The following is a 24,146-nucleotide window of genomic DNA, read 5'->3' as shown; positions in this document are numbered from 1 at the left end:
TCTTAAGCATAGTATTGTCAGCCAATTTTTTCTTTTATTTTTACGAATTATAACAAATAGTTTAAAATTTAACATGAAGACTATTCAAGAGGCAGTAACAACTATCATCAATAAAACACCTTTTATTGAAGAAGCTTTGTATGACAAATTAATTAATGTTTCTTCACTTGCAAGAATGATCCATTCGGAAGTTGAGAAAGTGCTTAAAAAAGAAGTGAAGCAAGGTGCCATTATGATGGCTATCAATAGAATTTCACCATCTAGTGTTTTAAAAGTGAGAAAGAATGTACGCAAAATAGCACTTTCATCGGGCGATTTTATTGTACGTTCTGATCTTTGTGATTACACCTTTAAAAACACCAGTACTTTATTGCAAAGAATTACTGAATTATTAAAAGAAATAGGCAATAAAGATGATACATTCTTTACCATTTCTCAAGGTGTTTTTGAAACAAATATTGTCGCCAGTTCTAGTTTAAAAGATCAGATAAATACCATATTTAAAAATGAAATGCGCCTGTATTTTTTAGATGACCTGGCTTCCGTTACCATCAAGCTTCCAAAATCTAATATGGAACAATCCGGTATTTACTATTTTATTCTAAAACAATTGGCTTGGGCTGATATTCCGGTTCAGGAGGTAATCTCTACAACACACGAAATGACCATTGTAGTAAAAGACATAGATATTAATCAGACTTTTTCTATCTTAATGGATATGAAACTTACTTAAGAAGGATACCTCTTTTATTCAATAGTTTGATTTCGCGCAATGAACTCTCTTTGATGCTACCTTTTTTGAATAAAAAGGTCTTTTCGTAAAGGGTATTATTTAAAAAGAAAGTAAGCTTAAATTCGTTGTTCAGTGTTAAAACCTCATCTTGCATCAACTCTATTTTAGCTACTGATTTAGTGGGGAGCTTCTCAAGTTTATGGCGCATTGTTGAAGTTTGAGTGTTGCCATCAAAACCTTTAGAAACAATTAAGATCATTTCTAATGGTTCATCCTTTTCATTAATAAGATATGCGTACCAATCATTTGTTTTGAAGGTTTTATTGTACTCATGTGTTATAGCCATAAATACACCTTCAACTTTAGGTATTTCAATATCTTTTTTCAGTTGCTACTTGTTACGAATTTTCTGGTAATATGGCATTTTCAGAGGTAACGCTTCTGTCAATTTTACGTAATAAACCCTGCAAAACTTTTCCAGGACCTACTTCCGTAAAGTGATTTGCACCATCAGCAATCATTTGTTGTATTGATTGCGTCCACCTTACAGGAGCTGTTAATTGAGCAATCAAGTTATTTTTGATTTCAGCGGCGCTTGTTACAGCATTGGCAGTAACATTTTGATAAATTGGACAAATGGGCTCATTAAAACTAGTATTTTCAATAGCATTGGCTAATTCTTCGCGAGCAGGTTCCATTAACGGGGAGTGAAAAGCACCACCTACAGGTAATACTATTGCTCTACGAGCACCTTCTTCGGTTAGGGTTTCACAAGCTTTATTAATAGCATCAATTTCACCAGAAATTACTAGCTGACCAGGACAATTATAGTTAGCAGCAACAACTATCCCTTCAGTGATAGCACAAATTTTTTCTACAACATCATCATCTAACCCTATAACTGCAGCCATTGTAGAAGGCTGCAATTCACATGCTTTTTGCATAGCTAAAGCCCTTTGTGAGACCAACTGCAAAGCAGATTCAAAATCTAGTACACCATTAGCTACCAATGCAGAAAACTCTCCTAGTGAATGCCCAGCAACCATGTCAGGATTAAAATCGTCTCCTAAAGTTTTTGCAAGAGCAACCGAATGTAAAAATATGGCTGGTTGCGTGACCTTCGTTTCTTTAAGGTCTTCATTAGAACCTTCAAACATAACATCCGTAATTGAAAATCCTAGAATGTCATTTGCCTGTTCAAAATAATCTTGTGCAATTGAAGATTTTTCATAGATATCAAGACCCATTCCTGAAAATTGTGCGCCCTGACCAGGGAAAATATATGCATGCATAGCTTTTATTGTATTGGTTAGATTTACTGCAAAAATAGAAAAATTGTTAGTAACAATTATTTGTTATTTTAGCATTATTGTATGAAAACTTCCGATAGAATTTTTGCTTATAAGATCTATTTAGTATTAGCCGCTTTATTTATTACCTCTCTTGTTGTTTCTAATTTAATCTTTCAAAAGTTTTTTTACTGGAATCCATTTGGCTTATTTAGATTTGAGATTTCTGTTGGAATCTTGCCATACCCTATCACATTTCTGATTACAGATGTTATCTCTGAGATTTATGGAAAGAAAAAAGCCAATCAAGTAGTGATGGTTGGTATTTTCGCCTCCTTCTTTTCAATGGGGATTATTTATGTGGCTAATGAAGTGCCGGCTATTGAATCCTCACCGATCAATAATGAAATTTTCACAAAAGTTTTTGGATTATCACCTATTGCCGTATTGGCCTCTATGCTAGCCTATTTGTTTGCACAATTTATTGATATACGCATTTTCCATTTTTGGAAAGACCTTACAAAGGGTAAGTATCTTTGGTTGCGAAACAATTTTTCTACCTTCACTTCTCAATTTGTAGATACACTTACAGTATTATTATTACTATGTTCTTTTAAAGTATTACCGTGGAGTATTTTTTACAGTCTTTTACTAAGTGGGTTTTTATTTAAAGTGGTAGTTGCAGCTCTTGATACACCACTACTGTATTTCTGTGTATGGCTTTTTAGAAAACGATTTCATCTTGAAGTAGGAGAAGAAATAGACCTAGATGGTCAATTCACCTCATAAATACCATTTCTAATGGCATATAATACGAGCCCTGTTCTTGTTTTTACTCCCGTTTTTTTAAATAGAGAATCTCTATAACCATCTATTGTTTTTGGGCTTAATAGCATTTCCTGTGCAATTTCTTTATAAGTTTTTTCGGAGCAGACCAATTTTAATACAGTCAATTCATTTCCGCCAATTTCGCCAGTGTTTTTTACGTCACTTGAAATAGATTTCTGAAGTGTTTGAGATACTTTTTTTGTATGATAGAATCCATCACTAATGAGCTCAGTCAGTGCTGTATGCAATTCATTAGGATGTATATCTTTAAGCAGGTAACCTCGGGCTCCTTTTTTTATCATTTTTATGATCAATGCTTCATCATCGTCCATAGAGAGTGCCAATACCTTTACATCAGGATGATTTTTTTTTAGCCAAAAAGTGGTTTCAATACCATTCATAATAGGCATATTTACATCCATTAGAACAACTTCAGGCTTATTATTAATAGACTCAAATTTTTCTTGAAGTTCTTTACCATTATTGGCATGATATAACACAGTAAAATCTTCAAAAGAATCAATCAACCCTTTTAGCGACTGTGCAAAAAGTAAATGATCATCAACTATGGCTACAGTATGCTTACTCATGATATTTGTTTTAAAGGATAGGTTAAGGTTAAAGATACGCCTTTATCTTTTTCTGAAGTTAAAGAAAAACGAGTATTGATTAAATTAGCTCTACTTTTCATATTGATGAGACCAGAACCTTTTTCAATTTCTTTGATATCAAAACCAACACCATAATCTTTTGCTTCAATGACAAGTTGTTCAGGTTGATAATCAAGAATAACATCTAATTTGGCTGCTTTAGAGTGCTTTACTGTATTTGATAAAAACTCTTGTAAAATTCTAAATAAAATGATCTCATTTTTCTTATTGATGCCAATAGAATTTCCTTTTACCTCTAAGTTCGCATTTAGGAAATTCAATCTATTGAAGCGTTGTAGTTCTAATTCAATAGATTTCTCTAAACCTATATTTTTAACTACATCAGGATTTAAAAGCTTAGATAAGGTTCTAATTTCCTGAAGGCTTTTTGAAATGATTTCACTGGTTTCATCTAAAATGCCTTTTTGGCCATTTTCAACATGTGGTTGTAATATATTGAGTTGCATTTTGGCAACCGATAATAGTTGCCCAACATTATCATGTAGTTCCCAACTGATGTTTTGAAGTGTTTGCTCCTGTGTTTCTAATTGTGACTTAATGATCTCTTCTTCATAACGAATTTCATCAGCTTTTTTGTCAAGCAAAATTTTCATTTTTCGATTTTGAAAAACGCTAAAAAATACTACAATAACTACTATAAAAAGTATGACTACTAAGGTGGTAATCACAAGAATTAATGTGGTATTAGAACTTTCCATATAAATTTGGCTATGAGTTTAACTCATTGAGTCGTTGTTGTAAATTTTTATTATCGGTTTGTAATTTGTGTTTACCTAGTAAATAGATACTGGTCATAACAATCATTGCTATCACAAAAATTAGAACCACCACTGTGGATATAATAACTGTAAGAATTACTCTTTCCTGCTCCATATAAAACCAAAAGTGAATAAAAGATACATGGTAATTGCTAAAACATATACGATTAGAAAGAGATCACGAAATCCAGGTATAATGGCATACCCATTTATATTTATAGAGAATGGAATTCCACCTGTATAGTATAACAACGCTCCAATACTAATCCAGAACAATAATGTTCTGTGGTAAACTAGTATTTTTTCGGATTTTAGTATCTCAATAAAATAAAAAATAATGCATATTATCAAAGCTATAGATCCAAACAAATAAGGTAGTTCAGACCATTCACGGATAAAATTTTGTATAAAAATCCAGTTAATAATTGATAACAGCACATAACCTCCGAAAAGTACGTTAATCCATTTTTTATGTGCCAAATTAGTGATGGATTTTTTATAGATATAAAAAAATGTTGAGTATGTCACAATTTCTAATAAATTAAATATCCATAAATTATACTTTATGCCATTTTCATCAACATATAGAAATAAATTTTTATCTGAAAAATACTTTGCTGAGAATTCAGAAATGGTAATGAACCATAACAAAAATAAAAAATACTTAAGTGGTGTTTTATTATATTTATAAAAGTAAATAGTCCCAACTATAGCAGCTAATAACTCACTATACTTCACAATACTTTGAAATAAATCAGAATTCACCTGAAAAATAAATTATTTAATTGTTGCCACCTGGAGGTGATCCATTACCTCTATTCGCTAATAGTTTTTCTTCTTCTTGTAAAGTGGCTGCGTTAGAAAAGAAACCTGCCTTTTCAACTTTTTCTTGTTTTATATTTAATTCAAAACCTTTAAATTTTTCATTAAGAAAGACGGTCTCATTATTAATTATTGTAAAACCAGATTGAATTCCACCATTCTTTTTGGTAGGTGCGATAAAAAATGTTTGGTGGTTTCTAGAAGAGTCTGGTGCATCGCCTACACTAAAGTAAAATTGCAAACCTTCTACATCTTTAGCTCTTTCTCTTACATGTTGAATATAAGCCTCCATCACATTAATATCAAACCAAACATTTCTAGTATCTTTAAAGCTTGGGTCTCTATACATCTTTTCAAGCTCAGCTTTAAAGGGCTTTATCCTGTCTGTTATGTATTTGTTGCGAATTTTTACAGCAGTATCTAAAGGAATTATATTTTCTTTAAATAATTTTTCTTTAGCCACTTGCAGAATACTGTCTCGATCGTCATCTTCTGTAGGTTGCATAGTAGTGATGTCATCATCTGTTCCATTACAGGCTTTAGGTAAGAGAAACAATATTATAAGTAGTAACAAGAGGTTTAAAAGTACAGAAGGTTTTTTAAGATTTTCCATGATTTAGAGTTTTTTGGATTATGTATCTGCAAATTACCAATAAAAACCCACACAAAAAAAGGGGAAAACTCCCCTTTTTGTTCAGGAAAATTCCCCTTAATTTTTAGTGTTTTACCTCTTGAATTGCATTTAGGTTTTGATGCATCTTTGCCTCGTAAATATTTCGAGTCAGTTAGTTATTTGGGTTAGTAAACAAGAAACTTATTAAGCAGAAACTTTCTCTCCTTACTATGAAAAAGAATTCTAATTAAATAATTTGATTAGGAGTAATTGTTTAGTTAATTGGGAAAAATGCTATGAAAAAGATATAAAATTTGCTGATAAGTTTCTTGTTTCATTTTAACTGCAATTGTATTACTAAACCTTCATTGGCTCTAATATTAAAAACCGTAGCATCTTCAAAAATTAGATATTGTCCTTTAATTCCTTTTAAGACTCCGTTATAGCTTCCAGATTTTACCAAATTTAAACTTTTTACTTTTTCAGGGTAACTCAACACAGGAAACTCTAAATGAATCTCTTTTGATACACCATCATTGTAATATTGCCTTACTTCATCAGGGATGTACTCATTTAAACGCTCTTTTTCTGCTTCTAAATTTACATCTTCTATGGTGTTAGTAAGCATTTTTCGCCAGTTGGTCTTATCAGAAATGTGTTCTTTTATGGCTACTTCTGTAATTCCTGCAAGGTAGCGGTTTGGTACTTCTACCAGTTCAATAGCTTCATGTGCACCTTGATCTATCCAGCGTGTGGGTACCTGTTGTTTACGTGTTACACCTACTTTTACATTACTTGAATTTGCCAGATACACTATATGCGGTTGTAACTGCATTTCTTTTTCAAAAGCCAAATCTCTATCTTCTTTATCGAGATGAGCGGTACTTAACTCTGGGCGCATGATCCATTCACCCGCTCTTGGTGTTTCATAAAAACAGCTTTTACAAAACCCTTGTCTGTAAATAGGTCTATCTAAATGGCAGTTTAAACACTCATAACGCTCAAATGTCAATTCAATTTCCTTATCCAATAGTTGATTCATATTGATGAAATCGGAACCCATATCCAAGTAATATTGAATGGGATTGAGATGCTCTGTTCGCATTTTTTTGAGTACACCTTGATACTTCATAAGATTTTGATTTGCTAGCATTAAAATTACAAAGAATCTTATTGTAATTTTATTATTGCAAAGGATTAGTTTTTAGCTATTACTCTTACCAATTGCTTTACTTTCTGGGCAATCATACGCGCTTTATTAATGTCTTTATTAACAATGGTAATATGCCCCATTTTTCTGAAGGGTTTGGTCAATTTTTTACCATAAATATGAGGTGTAACTCCATCTAGCTCTAACACTTTTTCCATATTTTGATAAGTCACCTCTCCTGTTTGACCTTCAGCACCCACTAGATTTACCATGACACCACCTGCTTTGCTAGAGGTATTTCCTAAAGGCAATCCTAGAATAGATCGTAGGTGTTGTTCAAATTGGTTGGTATAAGAAGCTTCTATACTATAATGACCACTGTTATGAGGCCTTGGTGCCACTTCATTGACTAAAATTTCATTGTCTTGGGTCAAAAACATTTCTACGGCTAACAAACCCACATGCTCAAAAGCCTGTGCTACTTTTAAAGCAATTAGCTCAGCCTTTTTACTGATTTCTTCCGAAATTCTAGCTGGGCAAATTACATATTCAACCTGATTTGCCTCAGGATGAAATTCCATTTCAACAGTAGGATACGTTTTTAATTGCCCTGATCTACTTCTTGCCACAATAACGGCGAGCTCATTTTTAAAGGGTACTAATTCTTCTATAATACATTCTAAATTTGGTAAAGTTTCTAGATCTGCATAGGTTCTTACAATCTTTACACCTTGTCCATCATAACCAAATTGGGCACTTTTCCAAACAAAAGGAAATTGAATGGTTTCATGTTTCAATGCTGTTTGAATTTCATCAGTGTACGCAAAACGAGAGAAATCGGCAGAGGGTATAGTATGATCTACATAAAATAATTTCTGTTTTGCTTTATTTTGAATAGTGCGAATTGTTTTTGAAGATGGATATACCTGCAATCCTTCATTTTCTAATTTTTCTAAGGCGTCTACATTTACGTTCTCAATTTCAATGGTGAGTAAATCTATTTTCTTGCCAAAGTTGTACACAGTGTCAAAATCCAATAAGTTACCTTGATGAAATTCATTGCAAATTGATGCACAAGGGGCTTCTTTAGAAGCATCTAAAACACAAGCATAAATATCAAACTTTTGGGTTTCACTGAGAAGCATTCTGCCGAGCTGTCCTCCACCAAGGATACCCAGTCTAAAATCAGAAGAAAAAAAAGTACTCACAGAATAAAGCTTTCTACAAAAGTAACTAAGTTATGCTTCTTAGAAAACTAAAAATTAGTGATGATAAGTGATTCACCATTTTGTATGACCCTATATTGTTTGGCAGGAAATTCGGTTCCGCTTTGTGGAGACCCATCAAAAACAGAAAAATTAGTATTGTCACAAGTACAAGTCAGAAATGGAGCGCTAAAAGTCATAGGTGCGCATTGCTGTGGAGGTAAATGTGGACAGGCTCTATCCCATGCTAAAAATTGAGAATTACTCAAACGATATACTAGAATACCTGAAATTCCACCAGATATAATTGCTGAGCCACCTACAGCATTTAATTGCTGGTTTGTATTTAAAAAAATAGTTTCATTTACAGTTACATTAGGCAGAGGTGAGTCATTAAGATCATCTGAGCTTCCACATGCAAAAAGACAACAGATAATTAGCCCTAAAAAGATATTTTTTATCATATGTTAAAATCAGATCGCAAGTTACTAATAAAGCACGCAAATAAAAATATTTTGTAACTTTGTACCCTAATCTCAACTTAAGATTCATCGTAAGGGTTGGGATTTTTTATTTCAACTAAATAATGAGTTATGAGTAAAGTAGCATACTATACAGCAGAAGGATATCAAAAATTAAAAGAAGAATTAGAACACTTAGAGCATGTTGAACGGCCTAGGGTTTCAAATGCCATAGCAGAGGCTAGAGATAAAGGTGATTTGAGTGAAAATGCCGAGTATCATGCTGCCAAAGAGGAGCAATCTTTATTGGAGTTTAAAATAGCCCAATTAAAGAATGTAGTAGCAAGCGCCCGAGTGATAGATGAGAGCCAATTAGACACCTCTAAAGTGTTAGCTTTATCAACAGTTAAGATTAAGAATACAACCAATAAAATGGAATTTAAATATACATTGGTTGCTGATTCAGAATCTGATTTTAAAACAGGTAAAATATCAGTGAATTCACCAATTGGAAAAGGGCTTCTAGGTAAGTCAGTTGGTGATATTGCCGAAATTCAAGCCCCTAATGGAGTTATGAAATTTGAAATTTTAGAAATTACCCGAGACTAATATGGCATCTATTTTTACAAAAATAATTAATGGAGAAATCCCTTGTTATAAGGTAGCGGAGAACAATGATTTTTTTGCGTTTTTAGATATCAACCCAAATGCCAAGGGACATACATTAGTGGTGCCAAAAAAAGAGGTAAATAAGATTTTTGACCTCGATCAGGAGACATATGCAGGCCTAATGGATTTTTCAAGAAAAATAGCCATGGCTATTGAAAAATCTATTCCCTGTTTGCGCGTAGGTATGTCTGTCATTGGTCTTGAAGTACCGCATGTGCATGTGCACTTGATTCCGTTAAATTCAATGGCTGACATTGATTTTAAACACAAAGTACAATTGAATACAGAAGAATTTGAGGCTATCGCAAAAACAATAACTTCAAATTTAGACTAACTCATTGAGCATAACGGTAAAGGTGGTACCTTTTCCTAATTCAGATTTTTTTACATATATCCTTCCACCGTGGTAATCTTCAATGATACGTTTGGTAAGTGAGAGGCCCAGACCCCAACCACGCTTTTTCGTTGTATAACCTGGGTCGAAAATCTTTTTAAATAGATTTTTGGCAATACCTTTTCCTGAATCGGTCACATCTATAACTATATATTTATCATCTTTAGAAGCTATTTGAATGGAAATACTGCCTTTTCCCTGCATAGCATCTATAGCATTCTTCACTAAATTCTCAATCACCCAACTAAAAAGCTGCGTGTTAACCATGGCATAAATCTTTTCTTTATTGACTACTTCAAAACTGTAGTCAACTAATTTAGAACTTCTTGATTTATAGTAGTCAAAAGCAATTTTGGTTTCTAGCACTATATCATGGCGTTCAAGTTTAGGAATAGATCCTATTTTAGAAAAACGATCAGCTATAGTATTCAAGCGTTCAACATCTTTTTCTATTTCAGAGACTGTTGCTTCATCAGCATTTTCCATTCTCAAGATTTCTACCCAACCCAACAAAGATGATAAAGGGGTGCCAATTTGATGTGCTGTTTCTTTGGCCATACCAGCCCATAGTTTATTTTGTTCTGCTGCTTTATTTGATTTAAAAACTAAATAAATAACAATGCCAAACAACACAAGAATCAATACTAGAGCTAAAGGGTAGTATTGAAGCCTGTTCAGTAGATCAGAATCTCTGTAGTACATCAATCCGGCAACTTCATTGGTTTCAAAATCTCTGATGTAAAGTGGTTGATTTTCACTTTTCATGACTGCCAATTGCCTTGAGAGGTACATACGTTCATCTGTAGCAAGGTCTTCAAATGAATTTTTACGCTCTACATTTAAATTTCCCCAACTGTCAATTTTACCATCTTCATCAGTCAATATCATTGGAATATTGGTATTGCTGGCAATAATTTTTCCTTCAAGAGTAATGTCTCTATCTAAATCAGGAGAGTTCATATTTTTAATGGCCTCAGCAATAACTTCCATTTTAATTCGCTCTTCTTGTTTAAACTGCTGAAAGAAGACATTGGTATTCCATAAAATCAATGCAACAACCAAAAAAGCAGTCATGATGAGTATCCAGCGAAGTAGGGTCTTATTTTGGGGGAGATTCATTGTGACAAATATAAAATTATCTCTTTAAAAAACTAAGAAATAGCTGGCTTTATACTGGATTGATATTTGTATTTTTACTTAAAATTTCACAATGCTTTCTATTAATCCAGCTGATATTGCTACAGCAAAATTGCATAGTTATTTATTGAGTGCAGTTGCACCAAGACCTATTGCTTTTGCAAGTACTATAGATAAAAACGGAAATCCAAACCTATCACCCTTTAGTTTTTTTAATGTATTTAGTGCGAATCCACCTATAATGATATTTTCACCGGCTAGGCGGGTTAGAAATAATAAGACGAAGCACACCTTGGAAAATGTAAGAGAAGTTAAAGAAGTGGTTATTAATGTGGTAAATCATGCTATAGTACAGCAAATGTCTTTATCTAGTACAGAATATTCGAGAGGAGTGAATGAATTTGAAAAGGCTGGTTTGTCAATGTTGAAATCAGAAGAGGTGAGACCTTTTCGTGTTGCGGAGTCGCCTGTTCAATTTGAATGTAAAGTAAATGATATTGTCCATTTAGGCAGTGAAGGAGGTGCAGGGAATTTGATTATTTGTGAGGTTGTTAAATTACACATTCATAAGGAGGTTTTGGATGAAAATAAAGCAATAGATCAAAAAAAATTAGATTTGGTAGCCAGAGCGGGAGGCAGCTATTATTCAAGGACAAAAGAAGGTTTTTTTGAAATTCCTAAACCCTTATCTACATTAGGAATTGGCATTGATCAAATTCCTGATGAGATTAAAAATAGTACCATTCTTACTGGAAATAATTTAGGAATGCTTGGAAATGTTGAAGCATTGCCTAATCAACAGGATGTTGATAACTTTGCGGAGGATAACCCTAAGTTTATAGGCTTAAAGCGGCAGGAAAAGCATATTTTTGCTAAGGATTTTTTAGAAAATAATGATGTGAAAAGTGCCTGGAAAGTACTTTTAATAAAATAAATAAAGAATGGAAGTTACAGGAAGAATAAAAAAAATAGACGAAACGAAAACCTATGGCGCTAGTGGTTTTAGAAAACGTGAACTAGTATTGACTACTGATGAGCAATACCCTCAGATGTTATTGATTGAGTTTGTTCAGGATAAAACGGATGTGCTGGATAATTATAAGGTTGGTGAAGAGGTAAAAATTAGTGTGAATCTAAGAGGTAGAGAATGGATTAATCCTGAAGGTGAAGCTAAATATTTCAATTCTATTCAAGGATGGCGCATAGAAAAACTGCAAGCAAGTACTTCTACTGAAATGCCGCCAATTGAGGCTGTAGACGCTTTTGAGCCTGCTGATAATGTTAGCGATATGGAACCTGATGATCTTCCATTTTAAATGAATTAAACCTTTTTATCAAAAAAGAGTCTAATTAGGGCAACGCTTTAGCGTTGCCCTAATTTTTTATTATGAAAAAATGGACACTCCTTTTTGCTTGCTTTTTTGTTATTTCAAACTTCAATTGCGATAGCTCAGACAATATATCTGAAGGTCAAGATTCTATACCTGATTCGAAATTTACTACGGTTACTAGAATAACTCCTGGAGGAATCAATGCAGGTGATAATTTTGGTTTCTCAATGGCGGCTACCGATGAATTTACGGCAGTTAGCGCGCCAAATGATAATGAAAAAGGTCAAAGAACAGGAGCAGTGTACATTTTCAGACGCAATGGGTTAAATTTTGAGAGTAGGGCAGAAATATTATATCCTGAAAATTCTACAATTGAAGACCAATTCGGTTGGAGCATTGCCTTAGATAATCAGACTTTGGTTATAGGGGCTCCCGGAAATGATAGGCTTTTTAAAGATGCAGGTGCTGTATATATTTACAGACACATAGGTAATAATAAATGGACTTTGTTAAAAGAATTGGCAGCACCAAACCCACAAGAAAACCAACAGTTTGGTAGGCAAGTTGCAATAAGTCAAGACGCTACTGTTTTTGTAGCATCTTACTTCGATACTGATAATTATTTTGATGAAGGCCCAATTAATAACGGAGCAGGTATATCGCAAGGTTCTGTTTTCGTATATAACGAAGCAGACAATTGGGGTTTTTCTGAGAAGTTGGTACCCAATCAAGATGAAGGTCATAGATGGGATGCTTTTGGGTCTGCTTTGACTGTTAGCGGAAGCTATTTAGCGGTTGGTGCTAAAGGAACTGATAATACTAATTATAAAGACCCAGGAAGTGTTTACGTGTTTGAAAAACAAGGTAATGCATGGTCGCAAATTCAAAAAATACGAGCTTCTGATGGTCAATCAGATGATTTTTTTGGAGCTAAACTCGATCTTGATGGTAATGATTTGGCAATTACTGCCCCAGGAAGTTTTAATTCTCTACTTCCTGGTTTAAGCAATGTATATGGAGCTGCTTATATATTTTCACTATCTGGAACTAATTTTTTGGAACAAGCAAAGCTATTAGCAGAAAATGCAACCCCTGAAGATGACTTTGGTGCAGGAGGTATTATATTACATAAAGATTATGTGGTAGTAGGCGCTCCATTAACGGAAGTAGCTACCAAGTTTAATGGTGCAGCGTATTTTTTTAATCGAGAGTCTGGTTGGGTGGAATCGCATCAAATTACTGCACCTGATCCACTCAATGAAGATTTGTTTGGTAGTAGCATTGTTGCAACAAGTGATCTTATTTTTGTAGGAGCGCACAGAAGATGCAACGAAACTGGTTGTCATGCCGGGGCTCTGTATTTTGTAAATTAAGAGCTTTGATGTTTAGTTATAGTACTTTTTTTTATTGTTTGAAAAGAAGTAATTTGTAGCGGTTAATCATTGCAAATGAATATTACTAAATCTATAGAAACTCTTTTTAAGCGTTATCTACCCTCTCCATTTACCATTGCTATTTTGTTGACATTCTTTACTATGTTGATGGCATTGGTTTTTACCAATAATGATACTGGAGGTAATCATTTTTTAAATATTCTTTCGTATTGGGAAAATGGTATCTGGAATAATAGCTTATTAGTATTTGCATATCAAATGATGCTAATATTAGTTTTGGGTCATGTTCTAGTTTTGAGTAAACCCATGAGTTGGTTGATTTCAAAGATTACCAATTTAGTTACCAATACGCAAAATGCGGTTGTATTGGTAAGTTTTTCTACTATGTTGGTTTCATTCTTTAATTGGGGATTAGGGCTCATTTTTGGAGCAATTTTAGCCCGAAAAGTAGGAGAACATGCACAAAAAAAACATATTCATATTAATTATCCGCTAGTGGGTGCATCTGGGTATGTAGGCCTTATGATCTGGCATGGAGGTATGAGTGGATCGGCACCATTAAAGGTGGCTGAGTCTGGTCATTTAACTGAATTGATGCAAGGTATTTCTGATGTTTCTGTTTTAAATCAATTACCTGAACTGGTTTCAACGTATAGTACCATATTTAGTTGGTGGAACCTGTTACTGTTTGGAATATTGCTGGTTGTCGTTCCTGTTTTTTTAAGAATGCTGGCTAAAAGAGCCGAATCTACAACAGTTGATTTACCAGAGTATCAATTTGAATCAGATCGCAACGAAGATATTGAAGGAGCAGAAAAATTGGATTATTCAAAGTGGCTTGCTATACTTTTCGGAGTGGTCATTTTGATCAGTTTTACCTTTCAATATTGGGCAAAATTGTTAGATTTTATTATTACACCTAATATGCTCAATTTTTTTATGATTGGTCTTGCTATTTTATTACATGGCAATTTCAAAAGTTTTTTAAATGCAGTAGAAGAGGCTATCAAAGGAACTTCGGGTATTTTAATTCAGTTTCCGTTATATTTTGGTATTATGGGTGTTATGAAAAGTACAGGTATGGTCACCCAAATTTCTGATTTTTTTACATCTATTGCTAATGAAACTACGATGCCCATCTTTACCTTTTTTAGTGCGGGCTTGGTTAATATTTTTGTACCAAGTGGTGGTGGACAGTGGGCAGTACAAGGCCCTATCATTATTGAGTCAGCTTTAAAACTAGGTGTACCTTTACCCAAAGCTATTATGGCTTTGGCTTATGGTGATCAAATAACCAATATGTTACAACCCTTTTGGGCGTTACCTTTACTAGGTATCACGAAGTTAAAAGCAAAAGAGATTTTACCATATACGCTGTTATTAATGTTTTTAGGTTCTGCTATATATATTTTAGGGTTATTATTTTTATAGCGTATGCACCTATTATCTGAAGAATTATGGTTTCCAAAACCTGAAGAGGCTTCACCTGAAGGCATTTTGGCTTTTGGAGGTGATTTATCTATAGAGCGATTGCTGTTAGCCTATAAAAATGGTATTTTTCCATGGTTTGCAGAAGGCGACCCCATTATTTGGTATTGTCCGGATCCAAGGATGGTTTTATTCCCTGAAAATTTAAAAATTTCTAAAAGCATGCGACAGGTTATTCGAAAGGGAATATTTGAGGTCACTTTCAATCAAAACTTTGAAGCAGTTATTGAACAATGTAAGACGATCAATAGAAAAGGACAGTCGGGTACGTGGATTACTCAAGAAATGAAAGAAGCCTATATAGCATTACATAAAAAAGGGTGGACTAAGTCAGTTGAAGTATGGAAATTTATTGATGAACCTGTCTTGAGCCAGAGTCGAAAGACTAGAAATGACAAAGAACTGGTTGGTGGTCTTTATGGTGTAGACTTGGGTGACATTTTTTGTGGAGAAAGTATGTTTAGCAAGGAAACAAATGCTTCAAAACTAGCATTTATAGCTCTGGTAAAACAATTGCAGAAAAACGATTACAAGTTAATAGATTGCCAGGTGTATAATGAACACTTAGTAAGTTTAGGAGCAGAAGAAATTCCTAGGTCTGAATTTTTAAAGTATCTTTGAAGTTTTCATGGGGTAAATGGGAGTATATCTTAACAAAATGAGTAGAGTCGCTTTAATCTTGTTATTGGTCTTTTTGAATGTAAGCTGTGATCAATTGTCAAAGAAAATGGTCCGAAATAAAATAGAAACCAATGAGAGGATTCATGTTATTAAAGATAATTTAATACTTACAAAGGTTGAAAATAGAGGTGCGGCGTATAGTTTGGGCTCAGATTTGAGTCCGGTATTAAAGAAAATAATACTTCAAATAATACCTGCTGTTGTTTTATTGGTTTTACTTGCTATGACTATACTAAGAAAGGATTATCCTTTAATTGTAATGATAGGTTTTTGTTTTGTTATTGGAGGCGGTATAGGTAATGTATTTGACAGAATAGCATATGGTTCGGTCACTGATTTCCTATACGTAGATTTAGGTTTTTTCTCTACAGAAATCTTTAATATGGCAGATGTTTCTATTGTAATTGGTGCTTTAATTGTTCTGTTCCATACCTTATTTGGTAAAAATAAAGATATGACTTCTGATCTGGATAAAAACATAGCTTAAAAATGAATATTAAAGACGCGCAGTTAGCTGTAGATGAATGGATCAAGAATCATGGGGTTCGATATTTTAATGAATTGACCAATATGGCTCAGTTGACCGAAGAAGTGGGTGAAGTGGCGCGAATTATTGCACGTCGTTATGGTGAACAGAGTGAAAAAGAATCAGATAAAAACAAAGATTTAGGCGAAGAATTGGCAGATGTGTTGTTTGTAGTATTGTGCCTAGCAAATCAAACAGGTGTTAATTTACAGGAAGCTTTTGATAAAAAACTGGATTTGAAAGCAAAGCGTGATCATGAGCGTCATCACAATAATGATAAACTAAAATAAATGACCTTTTTTGAGAAAATAAAAACACCAACGTATTGGATGCTTGTTTTGAGATTAGGTATTATGTTTCTGGTATTACTGATCATTATTTCGTTGCTGTTTAATAGTTTTTCTGATATTTTAAAGTTTGACCTTGAAGCTATAAAAACAAAAAATTTTACAGATGGAAAATGGAAGAAATTCTTGTTTTCAAAGGTAATTATTAGCCTTCTTTATTCAATGTGGGTTACCAATAGGAATATGAAATGAAGAGTTTCTCGCTTCCTCATTCCTTTTCCAAAATTATAGCACAAACTTACTTTTCTAGCAATAGTTTTTTTAATCTAACTGAATCAAATCAACAGCACTTTCTTTCACCCTTTTATTTAGCTCTTTCACATCATTGTTAAAAATGTTATATAGAGCTGTTAGCTCGATATCTATCTCTTTTGTTATTTCATTTTTAAAAGCGATGGCCTGATTAGTAGGTTTATAATTACCGATAGATGTTAACGAATTTAAGTGCCCTAATTTGTTATTTAATTTTATAGGAAAATTTAAAGGGTCTTGTCTACTTTTACTTTTTGTTTGATACAGATTGTTTTCAATTTTTGTGACATCTTTTGCTATTTTAGAAGCAAATTCCAATAGTTCTTTGTCCTTTTCTTTATCTAGTGATTTTTTTAATTCGTCAATCTTAGTTTTAACCTTTTTTACATTTTTTAAAGCCTTATGAATTTCAGAAAGTTTATCACGAACTTCTGTTATAAATTCAAATTGTGCTTGCATATCTGCATCAGAAGCTTCAGTTCTGGGATCTTTTAAAATGGTAAACTCTTGAATTATAGAATTGCCATTTTTTGAGAGTTCAACATAATAATTTCCTGGTAAAGCTTTTGGACCACTTAAGGAGGCCCACCATAAGATCATACCTTTTACTTTTTCTGCATCTGGGTACAACATATTCCAGTAAAACTGATTGCTACCTTTTTTAACTTTTAATGTTTCCTCTTTTTTATCCTTGTCAGGATGGGTTATGTATTTTTTAATAAGGTTTCTGTTTTTATCAAGAAAAGCTAGTGAAATGGTATCTGCTTTAGCCGTATCTTTTAAATAAAAATTTACTCCAACCCCTCCATAATGGTTCTGACCATTAGTTTTTGAGGTGCCCTCCTTTCCTCCGCTCATTCTATAGCTATCCATAGGTTTGAACAAAAAGAAGTCCTGATTGGTTAATTCATCACTCATTTGATGTAAAGGAGTGAGATCATCAATTAACCAAAATGAACGCCCTTGTGTAGCAGCAATCAAATTATCATTTTTAATTGCTAAATCCGTAATAGGAACTACTGGTAGATTTAGTTGAAATTTTGACCAGCTATTTCCGTCATCAAAACTTATATACATACCGTGTTCGGTTCCAGCATAAAGTAGTCCCTCTCGTTTGGGGTCAGCTCGTAACGCTCTGGTAAAATCTTCGCTAGCAATGCCATTGGTAATTTTCTTCCAGGTTTGTCCGTAATCAATGGTTTTATAGATATATGGCTTGTAATCTCCTGTTTTATACTTGGTGCCAACTATATATGCCCCTCCTTTATTAAATGGGTCGATTTCTATACAATTAATCATCATCCACTCAGGCATGTTTTTAGGAGTAACATTTATCCAATCTTTACCTGCGTTTTTTGAAATGTGAACCAATCCATCGTCAGAGCCTGTCCAGATTAAATCCTTTTCATAGGGAGATTCAGCTGCGGCGAAAATGGTACCATAATACTCTACACCTGTATTATCTTTAGTGATAGGGCCGCCAGAAGGTCCTAACGTTTTAGGGTCATTTCTTGTTAGATCGGGACTGATAATTTCCCAAGACTGTCCTTCATTTGTAGTAACATGTAAATGATTGGAGGCAGCATATAATTTTTTGGAATCGTTTGGTGAAAAGAAAATGGGGAAGTTCCATTGAAAACGATATTTAAAGTCTTCGGCACCATGCCCCATAGGATCATCGGGCCATACATTGATAGCACGTACTTCCTTCGTTTTGTGATTGACCCTTGTTAAAAATCCACCGTAACTACCACCATAGATTATATCACTGTCATTAGGGTCTACAGCAATATGCGCACTTTCCCCTCCCGCTGTAGGCTCCCAGTCGCGTTCGGTGATAAATCTGCCATTTGTTCTATGTGCTATTCTTACAGTTGAATTATCTTGCTGAGCACCATAAATTCTATATGGGAAATGATTATCAGTAGTTACTCTGTAAAACTGCGATGTTGGTTGGTTGTGATAGGTTGTCCAGTTGTTACCGGCATCAAAACTGACTTGAGCACCACCATCATCACCAATAATCATTCTTTGATTATTTTCTAGTGCTATCCATAAATCGTGATGATCACCATGAGGTGCATTATAGGTTTTATATGTTTTACCTCCATCGGTTGATTTGTGATAACGAACATTTAATACATATACAATATTTTCATCTTGTGTATCGGCATAAATGCGTGTATAGTACCACGCTCGTTGACGTAATTTTCGCTCTTTATTAATAAGCTTCCAGGTTTTTCCCGCATCGGTAGATTTATAAACGCCACCATTTTTATTTTCAATAATGGCATATACAATGTCTGAATTTACTGGTGAAACGGAAACGCCTGAAATCCCCCAAATGCCTTTAGGTAGTCCTTCATTATTAGAAATATCTTTCCAGTTTTCACCACCATCTGTGCTTTTCCATAAGGCAGAACCTTCACCACCGCTAGACAGACTATATGGGGTTCTTCTTACATTCCATGTACTGGCATATAAAATTCTTGGGTTGTTAGGGTCAATGATCAAATCTACAGCCCCAGCATCTTCATTCGCAAATAAAACACGCTTCCAAGTTGTGCCACCATTTATAGATTTATAAACACCGCGTTCTTCTGAAGATTTATAGAGATCACCAAGAACAGCTGCATATACTACATCAGGATTTTTAGGATGAATACGTATTCTGGGAACATGCCTGGAATTTTTTAATCCTATGTGCTTCCATGTTTTGCCAGCATCTACAGATTTCCAAATACCATCACCACTTGAGACATTGCCACGAACTGTTTTTTCGCCATTACCTACATAAATAACGTTGTTATCCCATTCGCTTACAGCAACAGATCCTACCGATCCTCCAAAGAAACCGTCTGAGATATTTTCCCAGGTATTTCCGGCATCAGTTGTACGCCAAACACCACCTCCGGTGGCACCAAAGTAAAAAAGGTTAGCTTTTCCAGATACGCCAGTAACTGCCGCCGAACGACCTCCTCTGAATGGACCTATATTTCTCCATTGCATTGCGTCATAGAACTTTTGATCAAATTGAACCGTGTTTTGTTGTTTTTTTCTTTTGTACTTTTGGGCTTCGCTTGAATAAATAGCAATAAAAAAGAAGACAAAGAATAATAAGGAAAGCTTTTTCATGATTTGAATTAGTTGAAAAGGAAGCTAAATTTACAAATTAAAAATTACCTAATATTTGGACCTACATTTAGACTATACTCATAAGAAAGTTCAGGATTTTACAATAAATATTTCAGGTTCAAAGAGCGAGTCAAACCGCTTATTGATCCTTCAAAGATGGTTTCCGAATTTACTACTAGACAATTTATCAGATTCTGATGATACTAGGCACTTGCAGCACGCTTTAATCACAGATGATTTTATAATAGATATAGGTCACGCAGGAACGGCTATGCGTTTTTTAACGGCATATTTTTCTATTGTTGAAGGCAGTGAAGTAACACTTACTGGGTCAGAACGCATGCAAAATAGACCAATAAAAATTCTGGTAGATGCTTTGCGAATGCTAGAAGCGGATATTGAGTATGAGGGAAAAAAAGGGTATCCACCACTAAGAATAAAAGGAAAGAATCTTTCAAAGACCAAAGTTTCTATTCAGGGAAACGTGAGTAGTCAATACATCTCGGCATTGCTGCTCATCGCTCCAAACTTGATAAACGGATTGGAAATTGAGCTAATAGGTGAAATTACATCACGCCCTTATTTAGAAATGACTTTATCACTTTTGGGTCAAATAGGAGTTAAGACTGAGTGGAATGGTAGTGTCATTAAAGTATATCTTAAAGAAAAGATAGATGATAAGACTATTGTAGTGGAATCTGATTGGAGTTCGGCATCCTATTATTATAGTCTGGTTGCATTAAGTGATGTGGGTACTAAAATCAAGTTGTACTCATATAAAAAAGAAAGTCTGCAGGGTGACTCTAGTTTAGCCAATATATATAAGGAGTTCGGTGTTGAAACAAAATTTAGTAATAATTCAATTACGCTAATTAAAAATACTACTCATAACTCAACTTTAGTAACGCTTAACTTGCAAGACGCTCCTGATATAGCCCAAACTATTGCTGTTACCTGTTTTGGATTAGGTATCGCTTGTGATTTAACAGGGTTGCATACATTAAAAATTAAGGAAACTGATCGACTTGTAGCATTGCAAAATGAATTGCAGAAGTTTGGAGCAAGTATAGAAGTAACCAATAATAGTTTGCATCTTAAAGAATCTTCAAAAATGAATTCTAACGTTTCTGTAGAGACCTACAATGATCATAGAATGGCTATGGCATTTGCTCCTTTAGCGTTAAAAGCACCTGTTATTATTAAAGATGCAGAGGTAGTAACAAAATCGTATATTAGCTTTTGGGAACATCTGGAAGCCTGCATACGATAAAGCCAAATGATCAGAATCAAAATATTTTTATTTTTTATTAGTATAGCCAGCTGCGCCAATCTATTTGCGCAAGAACTTCCTCCTATTGAAAATTTTTCTCCTAAGGATTATCATGCTGAGAATCAAAATTGGGGAATATCTCAGTCTTCAGATAATCTTATTTATGTGGCCAATAATAAAGGACTGTTAGAATATAATGGTGCTAACTGGTATTTATACACATCACCTAATGAGACTATAGTAAGATCCGTAAATGTAATTGGAGATAGAATATATACAGGGTGTTATATGGAGTTTGGTTTCTGGAAGAAAAATGAGGAAAATATTCTGACCTATACTTCGTTGTCTAAAAATTTAGGAATTGAACATATTGAAGACGAAGAATTTTGGAATATTGTGGATTTTGATGATTGGGTAATTTTTCAATCGTTTAATCGCCTTTACATTTATAACGTTTCAACGGAAAGTGTACGCACAATTGAAACGACAAATACTTTGACCAAGCTTTATAAACTAGGGGAAAAACTATATTTTCAAGTATTAAATCAAGGTATTTTTAAAGTAGAGAATGGCAATGATGAGTTGTTTTTAGATAATCAAATGGTTAAAGAAAATGAGGTAATAAATATGTTTTCAACAGAACAAGGAATCCTTATTCTTACACGAAATAAAGGGTTTTTTAATGTTCAAAATGGGGTTTTGACACCATGGAATTCTAATTCAAATGCAGTAATTTCAAATAGTAGTATATATGACGCTATTCAATTGAGGAATGGTGGTTTTGCACTGGGATCAATATCAAAAGGCTTATTTTATCTTGATAAAGAGGGTAATATTCGTTATCAGATCAATCAAAGCAATGGTCTTTTGAACAATACTGTGTTGTCGGTTTTTGAGGATGTTGATCAAACAATTTGGTTAGGACTTGATAATGGGATAAGCTTTTTTGACATAGAATCTCCATTCAAAATATTTAAAGATAAAAAAGGAATTTTAGGAAGTGTATATACTTCTGCGGTTTATCAAAATAATTTGTATTTGGGTACCAACCAGGGGCTTTTTTATAAGCCAATTAATAATAAGGATGATTTTAAATTAATTCAAGGCACCCAAGGTCAAGTTTGGAATTTAGAAGTAATCGATAATGAGCTATTCTGTGGACATCATACCGGGACTTACATTATAAATAATAATAGGGCTAAGAAAATTGCTCCCATTTCTGGAACATGGCTTGTAAATAAGTTAAATGACAACCTTCTTATTCAAGGTAACTATGATGGTTTATATGTACTTGAAAAGTATGATGGTTGGAGTTTAAGGAATAAAATAGAAGGATTCGATAATTCTTCTCGTTACTTTGAGATAATAGGTAATACTATTTTTGTGAATCATGAATACAAAGGAATTTTTAACATAACCGTAGATAGTACTTTTTCAAAAGTACAAAATGTTGCAATTGATACTGTACTAAAAGGGGCTAATTCTAGTCTTGTGAAATATAAGGATGACCTACTTTATGCTTATAAGAAAGGAATTTTGAAGTATAATCAAAATCAAAACAAGTTTCTTAAGGATAGTATTTTAAGTAAGGTTTTTTCTGAAGATGAATATATTTCAGGTAGATTGATCTATCAAGAGGAGGATGATAAGTTATGGGCATTCACAAAGTCTGATCTTGTCTATATTACTCCAGGAGAACTTTCAAATATTCCAAAAATAAATACTATAGCTCTTTCTAAAGGAGAACGTAATGATGTTGATGAATATGAAAATATTATAAGATATGATCGAAATGATTATTTGTTGGGGTCTAATTCAGGATATATACTCATTAATGGCGATGAAACTCAAGTTAGAAACTTTAACGTTGAAATAGCAAATGTTTTAAATACCTCTAGAGGGAATAAAATAGTAGAAAGCAAACAGTTGAATCTAAATGAGAAAGGAAAATTTAGTAGTCATGAAAATAATTTTAGTATTTCTTATTATACTCCTGAGTATACTAAATTTTTAAAGCCAAGTTATCAATACCGTTTATCGGGTATGTATGATCAATGGAGTGATTGGTCTAAAAAGTCAGATGTCTTTTTTGAAAACCTACCTTTTGGTGATTATACATTTGATGTGAGATCAAGAATAGGTCATACGGTTTCTAATAATATAGCCTCTTATTCTTTTAATATTACAAAACCCTGGTATATATCAAATCTTATGCTGATTGTTTATGGCTTGGGAATCATTGCTTTTTCAGTTTTTATGCATTATGTATATAGGAATTATTATAAAAAACAACAAGAAAAACTGTTAGAAAGAAATAGAAAGGAGCTTGAACTCACTAAAGTTCAGAATGAAAAAAAGATTATCAAACTTAAAAATGAACAGCTAGAAAAAGATGTTCAAAATAAAAGTAAAGAATTAGCAGCTTCAACAATGAATATTGTGAAAAAAAATGATTTATTAACCAAAATTAAAAAACAATTGACAAAAGTAAATGATAAAAATACTGTTGAGCCGGTAATAGAAATAATTAATAAGAGTTTAAATCATCATGATAATTGGAAATTGTTTAAAGAAGCGTTTAATAATGCTGATAGAAAATTCTTAGAAAATCTTAAAAGAACACATCCTAATTTAACTCCCAACGATATAAAATTGTGTGCTTATTTACGCTTGAACTTATCATCAAAAGAAATAGCTCCTTTATTCAATATATCTGATAGAAGTGTGGAGATTAAGCGTTATAGACTGCGTAAAAAATTGAATCTTTCACATAAAGAGAACCTTGTAAACTACATTTTAGGGTTGTAAATAACTCAACAAGTGCCTTTAAAATTGCATTTCAAGCCTAAAATACCTCAACAATACCTATACATCATTAATTTTTTATAATTTTTTCACAAAATTTTCAAAAAAACAGCAAACCTCATAAATAAAGGGGTTTTCGTTTCCTAATGTGATAAAAAATAACACTTTTTTTTACGATGTATATTTT

At 33.4% G+C, this 24,146-nt stretch carries 25 protein-coding genes; 14 read left to right on the top strand and 11 right to left on the bottom strand.

Features of this window, described 5'->3' with window-relative positions:
- The first annotated feature begins 73 nt into the window (after positions 1–73).
- Positions 74–733 (top strand): hypothetical protein, encoded by a 660-nt coding sequence (locus AC1EU5_RS07725; protein WP_480191796.1) that lies wholly within the window; start codon positions 74–76, stop codon positions 731–733.
- Here the strand turns inward: AC1EU5_RS07725 and AC1EU5_RS07720 are convergent.
- Together AC1EU5_RS07720 and fabD are read right to left on the bottom strand one after the other, a co-directional pair.
- Entirely contained in the window at positions 726–1,079 is a 354-nt protein-coding gene (locus AC1EU5_RS07720) for a hypothetical protein (RefSeq protein ID WP_480191795.1), read from the bottom strand. The genes AC1EU5_RS07725 and AC1EU5_RS07720 overlap by 8 nt on opposite strands.
- Positions 1,080–1,131: 52 nt before the next feature.
- Entirely contained in the window at positions 1,132–2,025 is an 894-nt protein-coding gene (gene fabD, locus AC1EU5_RS07715; protein ID WP_480191794.1) for an ACP S-malonyltransferase, read from the bottom strand.
- A gap of 81 nt (positions 2,026–2,106) precedes the next feature.
- Between fabD and AC1EU5_RS07710 the strand changes: the two genes are divergently transcribed.
- Positions 2,107–2,811, top strand: coding sequence for a queuosine precursor transporter (locus tag AC1EU5_RS07710; protein ID WP_480191793.1), 705 nt, complete (start codon positions 2,107–2,109; stop codon positions 2,809–2,811).
- On the opposite strand, the gene AC1EU5_RS07705 is transcribed toward AC1EU5_RS07710, so the two are convergent.
- From AC1EU5_RS07705 to AC1EU5_RS07675, 7 genes are all read right to left on the bottom strand, one after another.
- Positions 2,796–3,440 carry a response regulator transcription factor gene (locus AC1EU5_RS07705; RefSeq protein ID WP_480191792.1) on the bottom strand — a complete coding sequence of 215 codons (645 nt, stop codon included), beginning with the start codon at positions 3,438–3,440 and terminating at the stop codon, positions 2,796–2,798. The genes AC1EU5_RS07710 and AC1EU5_RS07705 overlap by 16 nt on opposite strands.
- Complete coding sequence (locus tag AC1EU5_RS07700) at positions 3,437–4,114, bottom strand: sensor histidine kinase (protein WP_480191791.1); 678 nt, start codon at positions 4,112–4,114, stop codon at positions 3,437–3,439. Before AC1EU5_RS07700 ends, AC1EU5_RS07705 begins: the two co-directional genes overlap by 4 nt.
- Before the next feature lie 261 nt (positions 4,115–4,375).
- Positions 4,376–5,044, bottom strand: a complete 669-nt coding sequence (locus tag AC1EU5_RS07695; protein WP_480191790.1) for a hypothetical protein — start codon at positions 5,042–5,044, stop codon at positions 4,376–4,378.
- A 16-nt stretch (positions 5,045–5,060) separates the two neighbouring features.
- Complete coding sequence (locus AC1EU5_RS07690) at positions 5,061–5,714, bottom strand: hypothetical protein (protein WP_480191789.1); 654 nt, start codon at positions 5,712–5,714, stop codon at positions 5,061–5,063.
- 334 nt (positions 5,715–6,048) lie between these two features.
- Entirely contained in the window at positions 6,049–6,846 is a 798-nt protein-coding gene (locus AC1EU5_RS07685; protein ID WP_480191788.1) for a DUF2797 domain-containing protein, read from the bottom strand.
- A gap of 65 nt (positions 6,847–6,911) precedes the next feature.
- The gene (locus AC1EU5_RS07680; protein ID WP_480191787.1) at positions 6,912–8,072 is read right to left on the bottom strand and encodes a 5-(carboxyamino)imidazole ribonucleotide synthase; all 1,161 of its coding nucleotides are present in this window, start codon (positions 8,070–8,072) and stop codon (positions 6,912–6,914) included.
- Positions 8,073–8,119: 47 nt separating this feature from the next.
- A complete protein-coding gene (locus AC1EU5_RS07675; protein WP_480191786.1) occupies positions 8,120–8,533 on the bottom strand; it encodes a Rieske (2Fe-2S) protein in 414 nt (137 codons plus the stop codon).
- Positions 8,534–8,662: 129 nt separating this feature from the next.
- Here AC1EU5_RS07675 and greA point away from each other — a divergent pair, with 129 nt between their 5' ends.
- Both greA and AC1EU5_RS07665 read left to right on the top strand, forming a co-directional pair.
- Positions 8,663–9,139: a transcription elongation factor GreA gene (gene greA / locus AC1EU5_RS07670; protein WP_480191785.1), complete on the top strand. Its 477-nt coding sequence runs from the start codon at positions 8,663–8,665 to the stop codon at positions 9,137–9,139.
- Between the two features lies 1 nt (position 9,140).
- On the top strand, positions 9,141–9,533 hold the full coding sequence (locus AC1EU5_RS07665) for an HIT family protein (RefSeq protein ID WP_480191784.1): 393 nt from the start codon (positions 9,141–9,143) through the stop codon (positions 9,531–9,533).
- Here AC1EU5_RS07665 and AC1EU5_RS07660 read toward each other — a convergent pair.
- Positions 9,525–10,712, bottom strand: a complete 1,188-nt coding sequence (locus AC1EU5_RS07660) for a sensor histidine kinase (RefSeq protein ID WP_480191783.1) — start codon at positions 10,710–10,712, stop codon at positions 9,525–9,527. The two genes, AC1EU5_RS07665 and AC1EU5_RS07660, sit on opposite strands and share 9 nt — an antisense overlap.
- A 91-nt stretch (positions 10,713–10,803) precedes the next feature.
- Between AC1EU5_RS07660 and AC1EU5_RS07655 the strand changes: the two genes are divergently transcribed.
- The 8 genes from AC1EU5_RS07655 (at position 10,804) to AC1EU5_RS07620 (ending at position 16,689) form a co-directional block, all read left to right on the top strand.
- Positions 10,804–11,664, top strand: a complete 861-nt coding sequence (locus tag AC1EU5_RS07655; RefSeq protein WP_480191782.1) for a flavin reductase family protein — start codon at positions 10,804–10,806, stop codon at positions 11,662–11,664.
- A 7-nt stretch (positions 11,665–11,671) separates the two neighbouring features.
- Complete coding sequence (locus AC1EU5_RS07650; RefSeq protein ID WP_480191781.1) at positions 11,672–12,046, top strand: DUF3127 domain-containing protein; 375 nt, start codon at positions 11,672–11,674, stop codon at positions 12,044–12,046.
- 71 nt (positions 12,047–12,117) lie between these two features.
- Entirely contained in the window at positions 12,118–13,434 is a 1,317-nt protein-coding gene (locus tag AC1EU5_RS07645) for an FG-GAP repeat protein (protein ID WP_480191780.1), read from the top strand.
- A 75-nt stretch (positions 13,435–13,509) separates the two neighbouring features.
- Positions 13,510–14,886 carry a short-chain fatty acid transporter gene (locus tag AC1EU5_RS07640; RefSeq protein ID WP_480191779.1) on the top strand — a complete coding sequence of 459 codons (1,377 nt, stop codon included), beginning with the start codon at positions 13,510–13,512 and terminating at the stop codon, positions 14,884–14,886.
- 3 nt (positions 14,887–14,889) lie between these two features.
- Positions 14,890–15,564 carry a leucyl/phenylalanyl-tRNA--protein transferase gene (gene aat, locus AC1EU5_RS07635; RefSeq protein ID WP_480191778.1) on the top strand — a complete coding sequence of 225 codons (675 nt, stop codon included), beginning with the start codon at positions 14,890–14,892 and terminating at the stop codon, positions 15,562–15,564.
- Positions 15,565–15,601: 37 nt separating this feature from the next.
- Positions 15,602–16,111 (top strand): signal peptidase II, encoded by a 510-nt coding sequence (gene lspA / locus AC1EU5_RS07630; protein ID WP_480191777.1) that lies wholly within the window; start codon positions 15,602–15,604, stop codon positions 16,109–16,111.
- Between the two features lie 2 nt (positions 16,112–16,113).
- The gene (locus tag AC1EU5_RS07625; protein WP_480191776.1) at positions 16,114–16,440 is read left to right on the top strand and encodes a nucleotide pyrophosphohydrolase; all 327 of its coding nucleotides are present in this window, start codon (positions 16,114–16,116) and stop codon (positions 16,438–16,440) included.
- Positions 16,441–16,689, top strand: coding sequence for a hypothetical protein (locus AC1EU5_RS07620; protein ID WP_480191775.1), 249 nt, complete (start codon positions 16,441–16,443; stop codon positions 16,687–16,689).
- A 69-nt stretch (positions 16,690–16,758) separates the two neighbouring features.
- Here AC1EU5_RS07620 and AC1EU5_RS07615 read toward each other — a convergent pair whose 3' ends face one another.
- The gene (locus AC1EU5_RS07615; RefSeq protein ID WP_480191774.1) at positions 16,759–19,884 is read right to left on the bottom strand and encodes a VPS10 domain-containing protein; all 3,126 of its coding nucleotides are present in this window, start codon (positions 19,882–19,884) and stop codon (positions 16,759–16,761) included.
- 55 nt (positions 19,885–19,939) lie between these two features.
- Here AC1EU5_RS07615 and AC1EU5_RS07610 point away from each other — a divergent pair, with 55 nt between their 5' ends.
- Both AC1EU5_RS07610 and AC1EU5_RS07605 read left to right on the top strand, forming a co-directional pair.
- Positions 19,940–21,154, top strand: coding sequence for a 3-phosphoshikimate 1-carboxyvinyltransferase (locus AC1EU5_RS07610; RefSeq protein WP_480191773.1), 1,215 nt, complete (start codon positions 19,940–19,942; stop codon positions 21,152–21,154).
- Positions 21,155–21,160: 6 nt separating this feature from the next.
- Positions 21,161–23,962, top strand: coding sequence for a helix-turn-helix and ligand-binding sensor domain-containing protein (locus AC1EU5_RS07605; RefSeq protein ID WP_480191772.1), 2,802 nt, complete (start codon positions 21,161–21,163; stop codon positions 23,960–23,962).
- Positions 23,963–24,146 lie beyond the last annotated feature (184 nt).

This window comes from Maritimimonas sp. 2405UD52-3, from assembly GCF_056591715.1.
Note: the sequence above shows the minus strand (reverse complement) of the source record. Positions and strands in the feature narration are given on the sequence as shown.

Coding starts and splice junctions, on each gene's coding strand:
- AC1EU5_RS07665 (WP_480191784.1), top strand. CDS start 9,141: ATGGCATCTATTTTTACAAAAATAATTAATGGAGAAATCCCTTGTTAT.
- AC1EU5_RS07615 (WP_480191774.1), bottom strand. CDS start 19,884: ATGAAAAAGCTTTCCTTATTATTCTTTGTCTTCTTTTTTATTGCTATT.
- AC1EU5_RS07625 (WP_480191776.1), top strand. CDS start 16,114: ATGAATATTAAAGACGCGCAGTTAGCTGTAGATGAATGGATCAAGAAT.
- AC1EU5_RS07725 (WP_480191796.1), top strand. CDS start 74: ATGAAGACTATTCAAGAGGCAGTAACAACTATCATCAATAAAACACCT.
- AC1EU5_RS07660 (WP_480191783.1), bottom strand. CDS start 10,712: ATGAATCTCCCCCAAAATAAGACCCTACTTCGCTGGATACTCATCATG.
- greA (WP_480191785.1), top strand. CDS start 8,663: ATGAGTAAAGTAGCATACTATACAGCAGAAGGATATCAAAAATTAAAA.
- AC1EU5_RS07620 (WP_480191775.1), top strand. CDS start 16,441: ATGACCTTTTTTGAGAAAATAAAAACACCAACGTATTGGATGCTTGTT.
- AC1EU5_RS07640 (WP_480191779.1), top strand. CDS start 13,510: ATGAATATTACTAAATCTATAGAAACTCTTTTTAAGCGTTATCTACCC.
- AC1EU5_RS07690 (WP_480191789.1), bottom strand. CDS start 5,714: ATGGAAAATCTTAAAAAACCTTCTGTACTTTTAAACCTCTTGTTACTA.
- AC1EU5_RS07645 (WP_480191780.1), top strand. CDS start 12,118: ATGAAAAAATGGACACTCCTTTTTGCTTGCTTTTTTGTTATTTCAAAC.
- AC1EU5_RS07685 (WP_480191788.1), bottom strand. CDS start 6,846: ATGAAGTATCAAGGTGTACTCAAAAAAATGCGAACAGAGCATCTCAAT.
- AC1EU5_RS07675 (WP_480191786.1), bottom strand. CDS start 8,533: ATGATAAAAAATATCTTTTTAGGGCTAATTATCTGTTGTCTTTTTGCA.
- AC1EU5_RS07705 (WP_480191792.1), bottom strand. CDS start 3,440: ATGAGTAAGCATACTGTAGCCATAGTTGATGATCATTTACTTTTTGCA.
- fabD (WP_480191794.1), bottom strand. CDS start 2,025: ATGCATGCATATATTTTCCCTGGTCAGGGCGCACAATTTTCAGGAATG.
- AC1EU5_RS07710 (WP_480191793.1), top strand. CDS start 2,107: ATGAAAACTTCCGATAGAATTTTTGCTTATAAGATCTATTTAGTATTA.
- AC1EU5_RS07700 (WP_480191791.1), bottom strand. CDS start 4,114: ATGAAAATTTTGCTTGACAAAAAAGCTGATGAAATTCGTTATGAAGAA.
- AC1EU5_RS07605 (WP_480191772.1), top strand. CDS start 21,161: ATGATCAGAATCAAAATATTTTTATTTTTTATTAGTATAGCCAGCTGC.
- lspA (WP_480191777.1), top strand. CDS start 15,602: ATGAGTAGAGTCGCTTTAATCTTGTTATTGGTCTTTTTGAATGTAAGC.
- aat (WP_480191778.1), top strand. CDS start 14,890: ATGCACCTATTATCTGAAGAATTATGGTTTCCAAAACCTGAAGAGGCT.
- AC1EU5_RS07650 (WP_480191781.1), top strand. CDS start 11,672: ATGGAAGTTACAGGAAGAATAAAAAAAATAGACGAAACGAAAACCTAT.
- AC1EU5_RS07655 (WP_480191782.1), top strand. CDS start 10,804: ATGCTTTCTATTAATCCAGCTGATATTGCTACAGCAAAATTGCATAGT.
- AC1EU5_RS07720 (WP_480191795.1), bottom strand. CDS start 1,079: ATGGCTATAACACATGAGTACAATAAAACCTTCAAAACAAATGATTGG.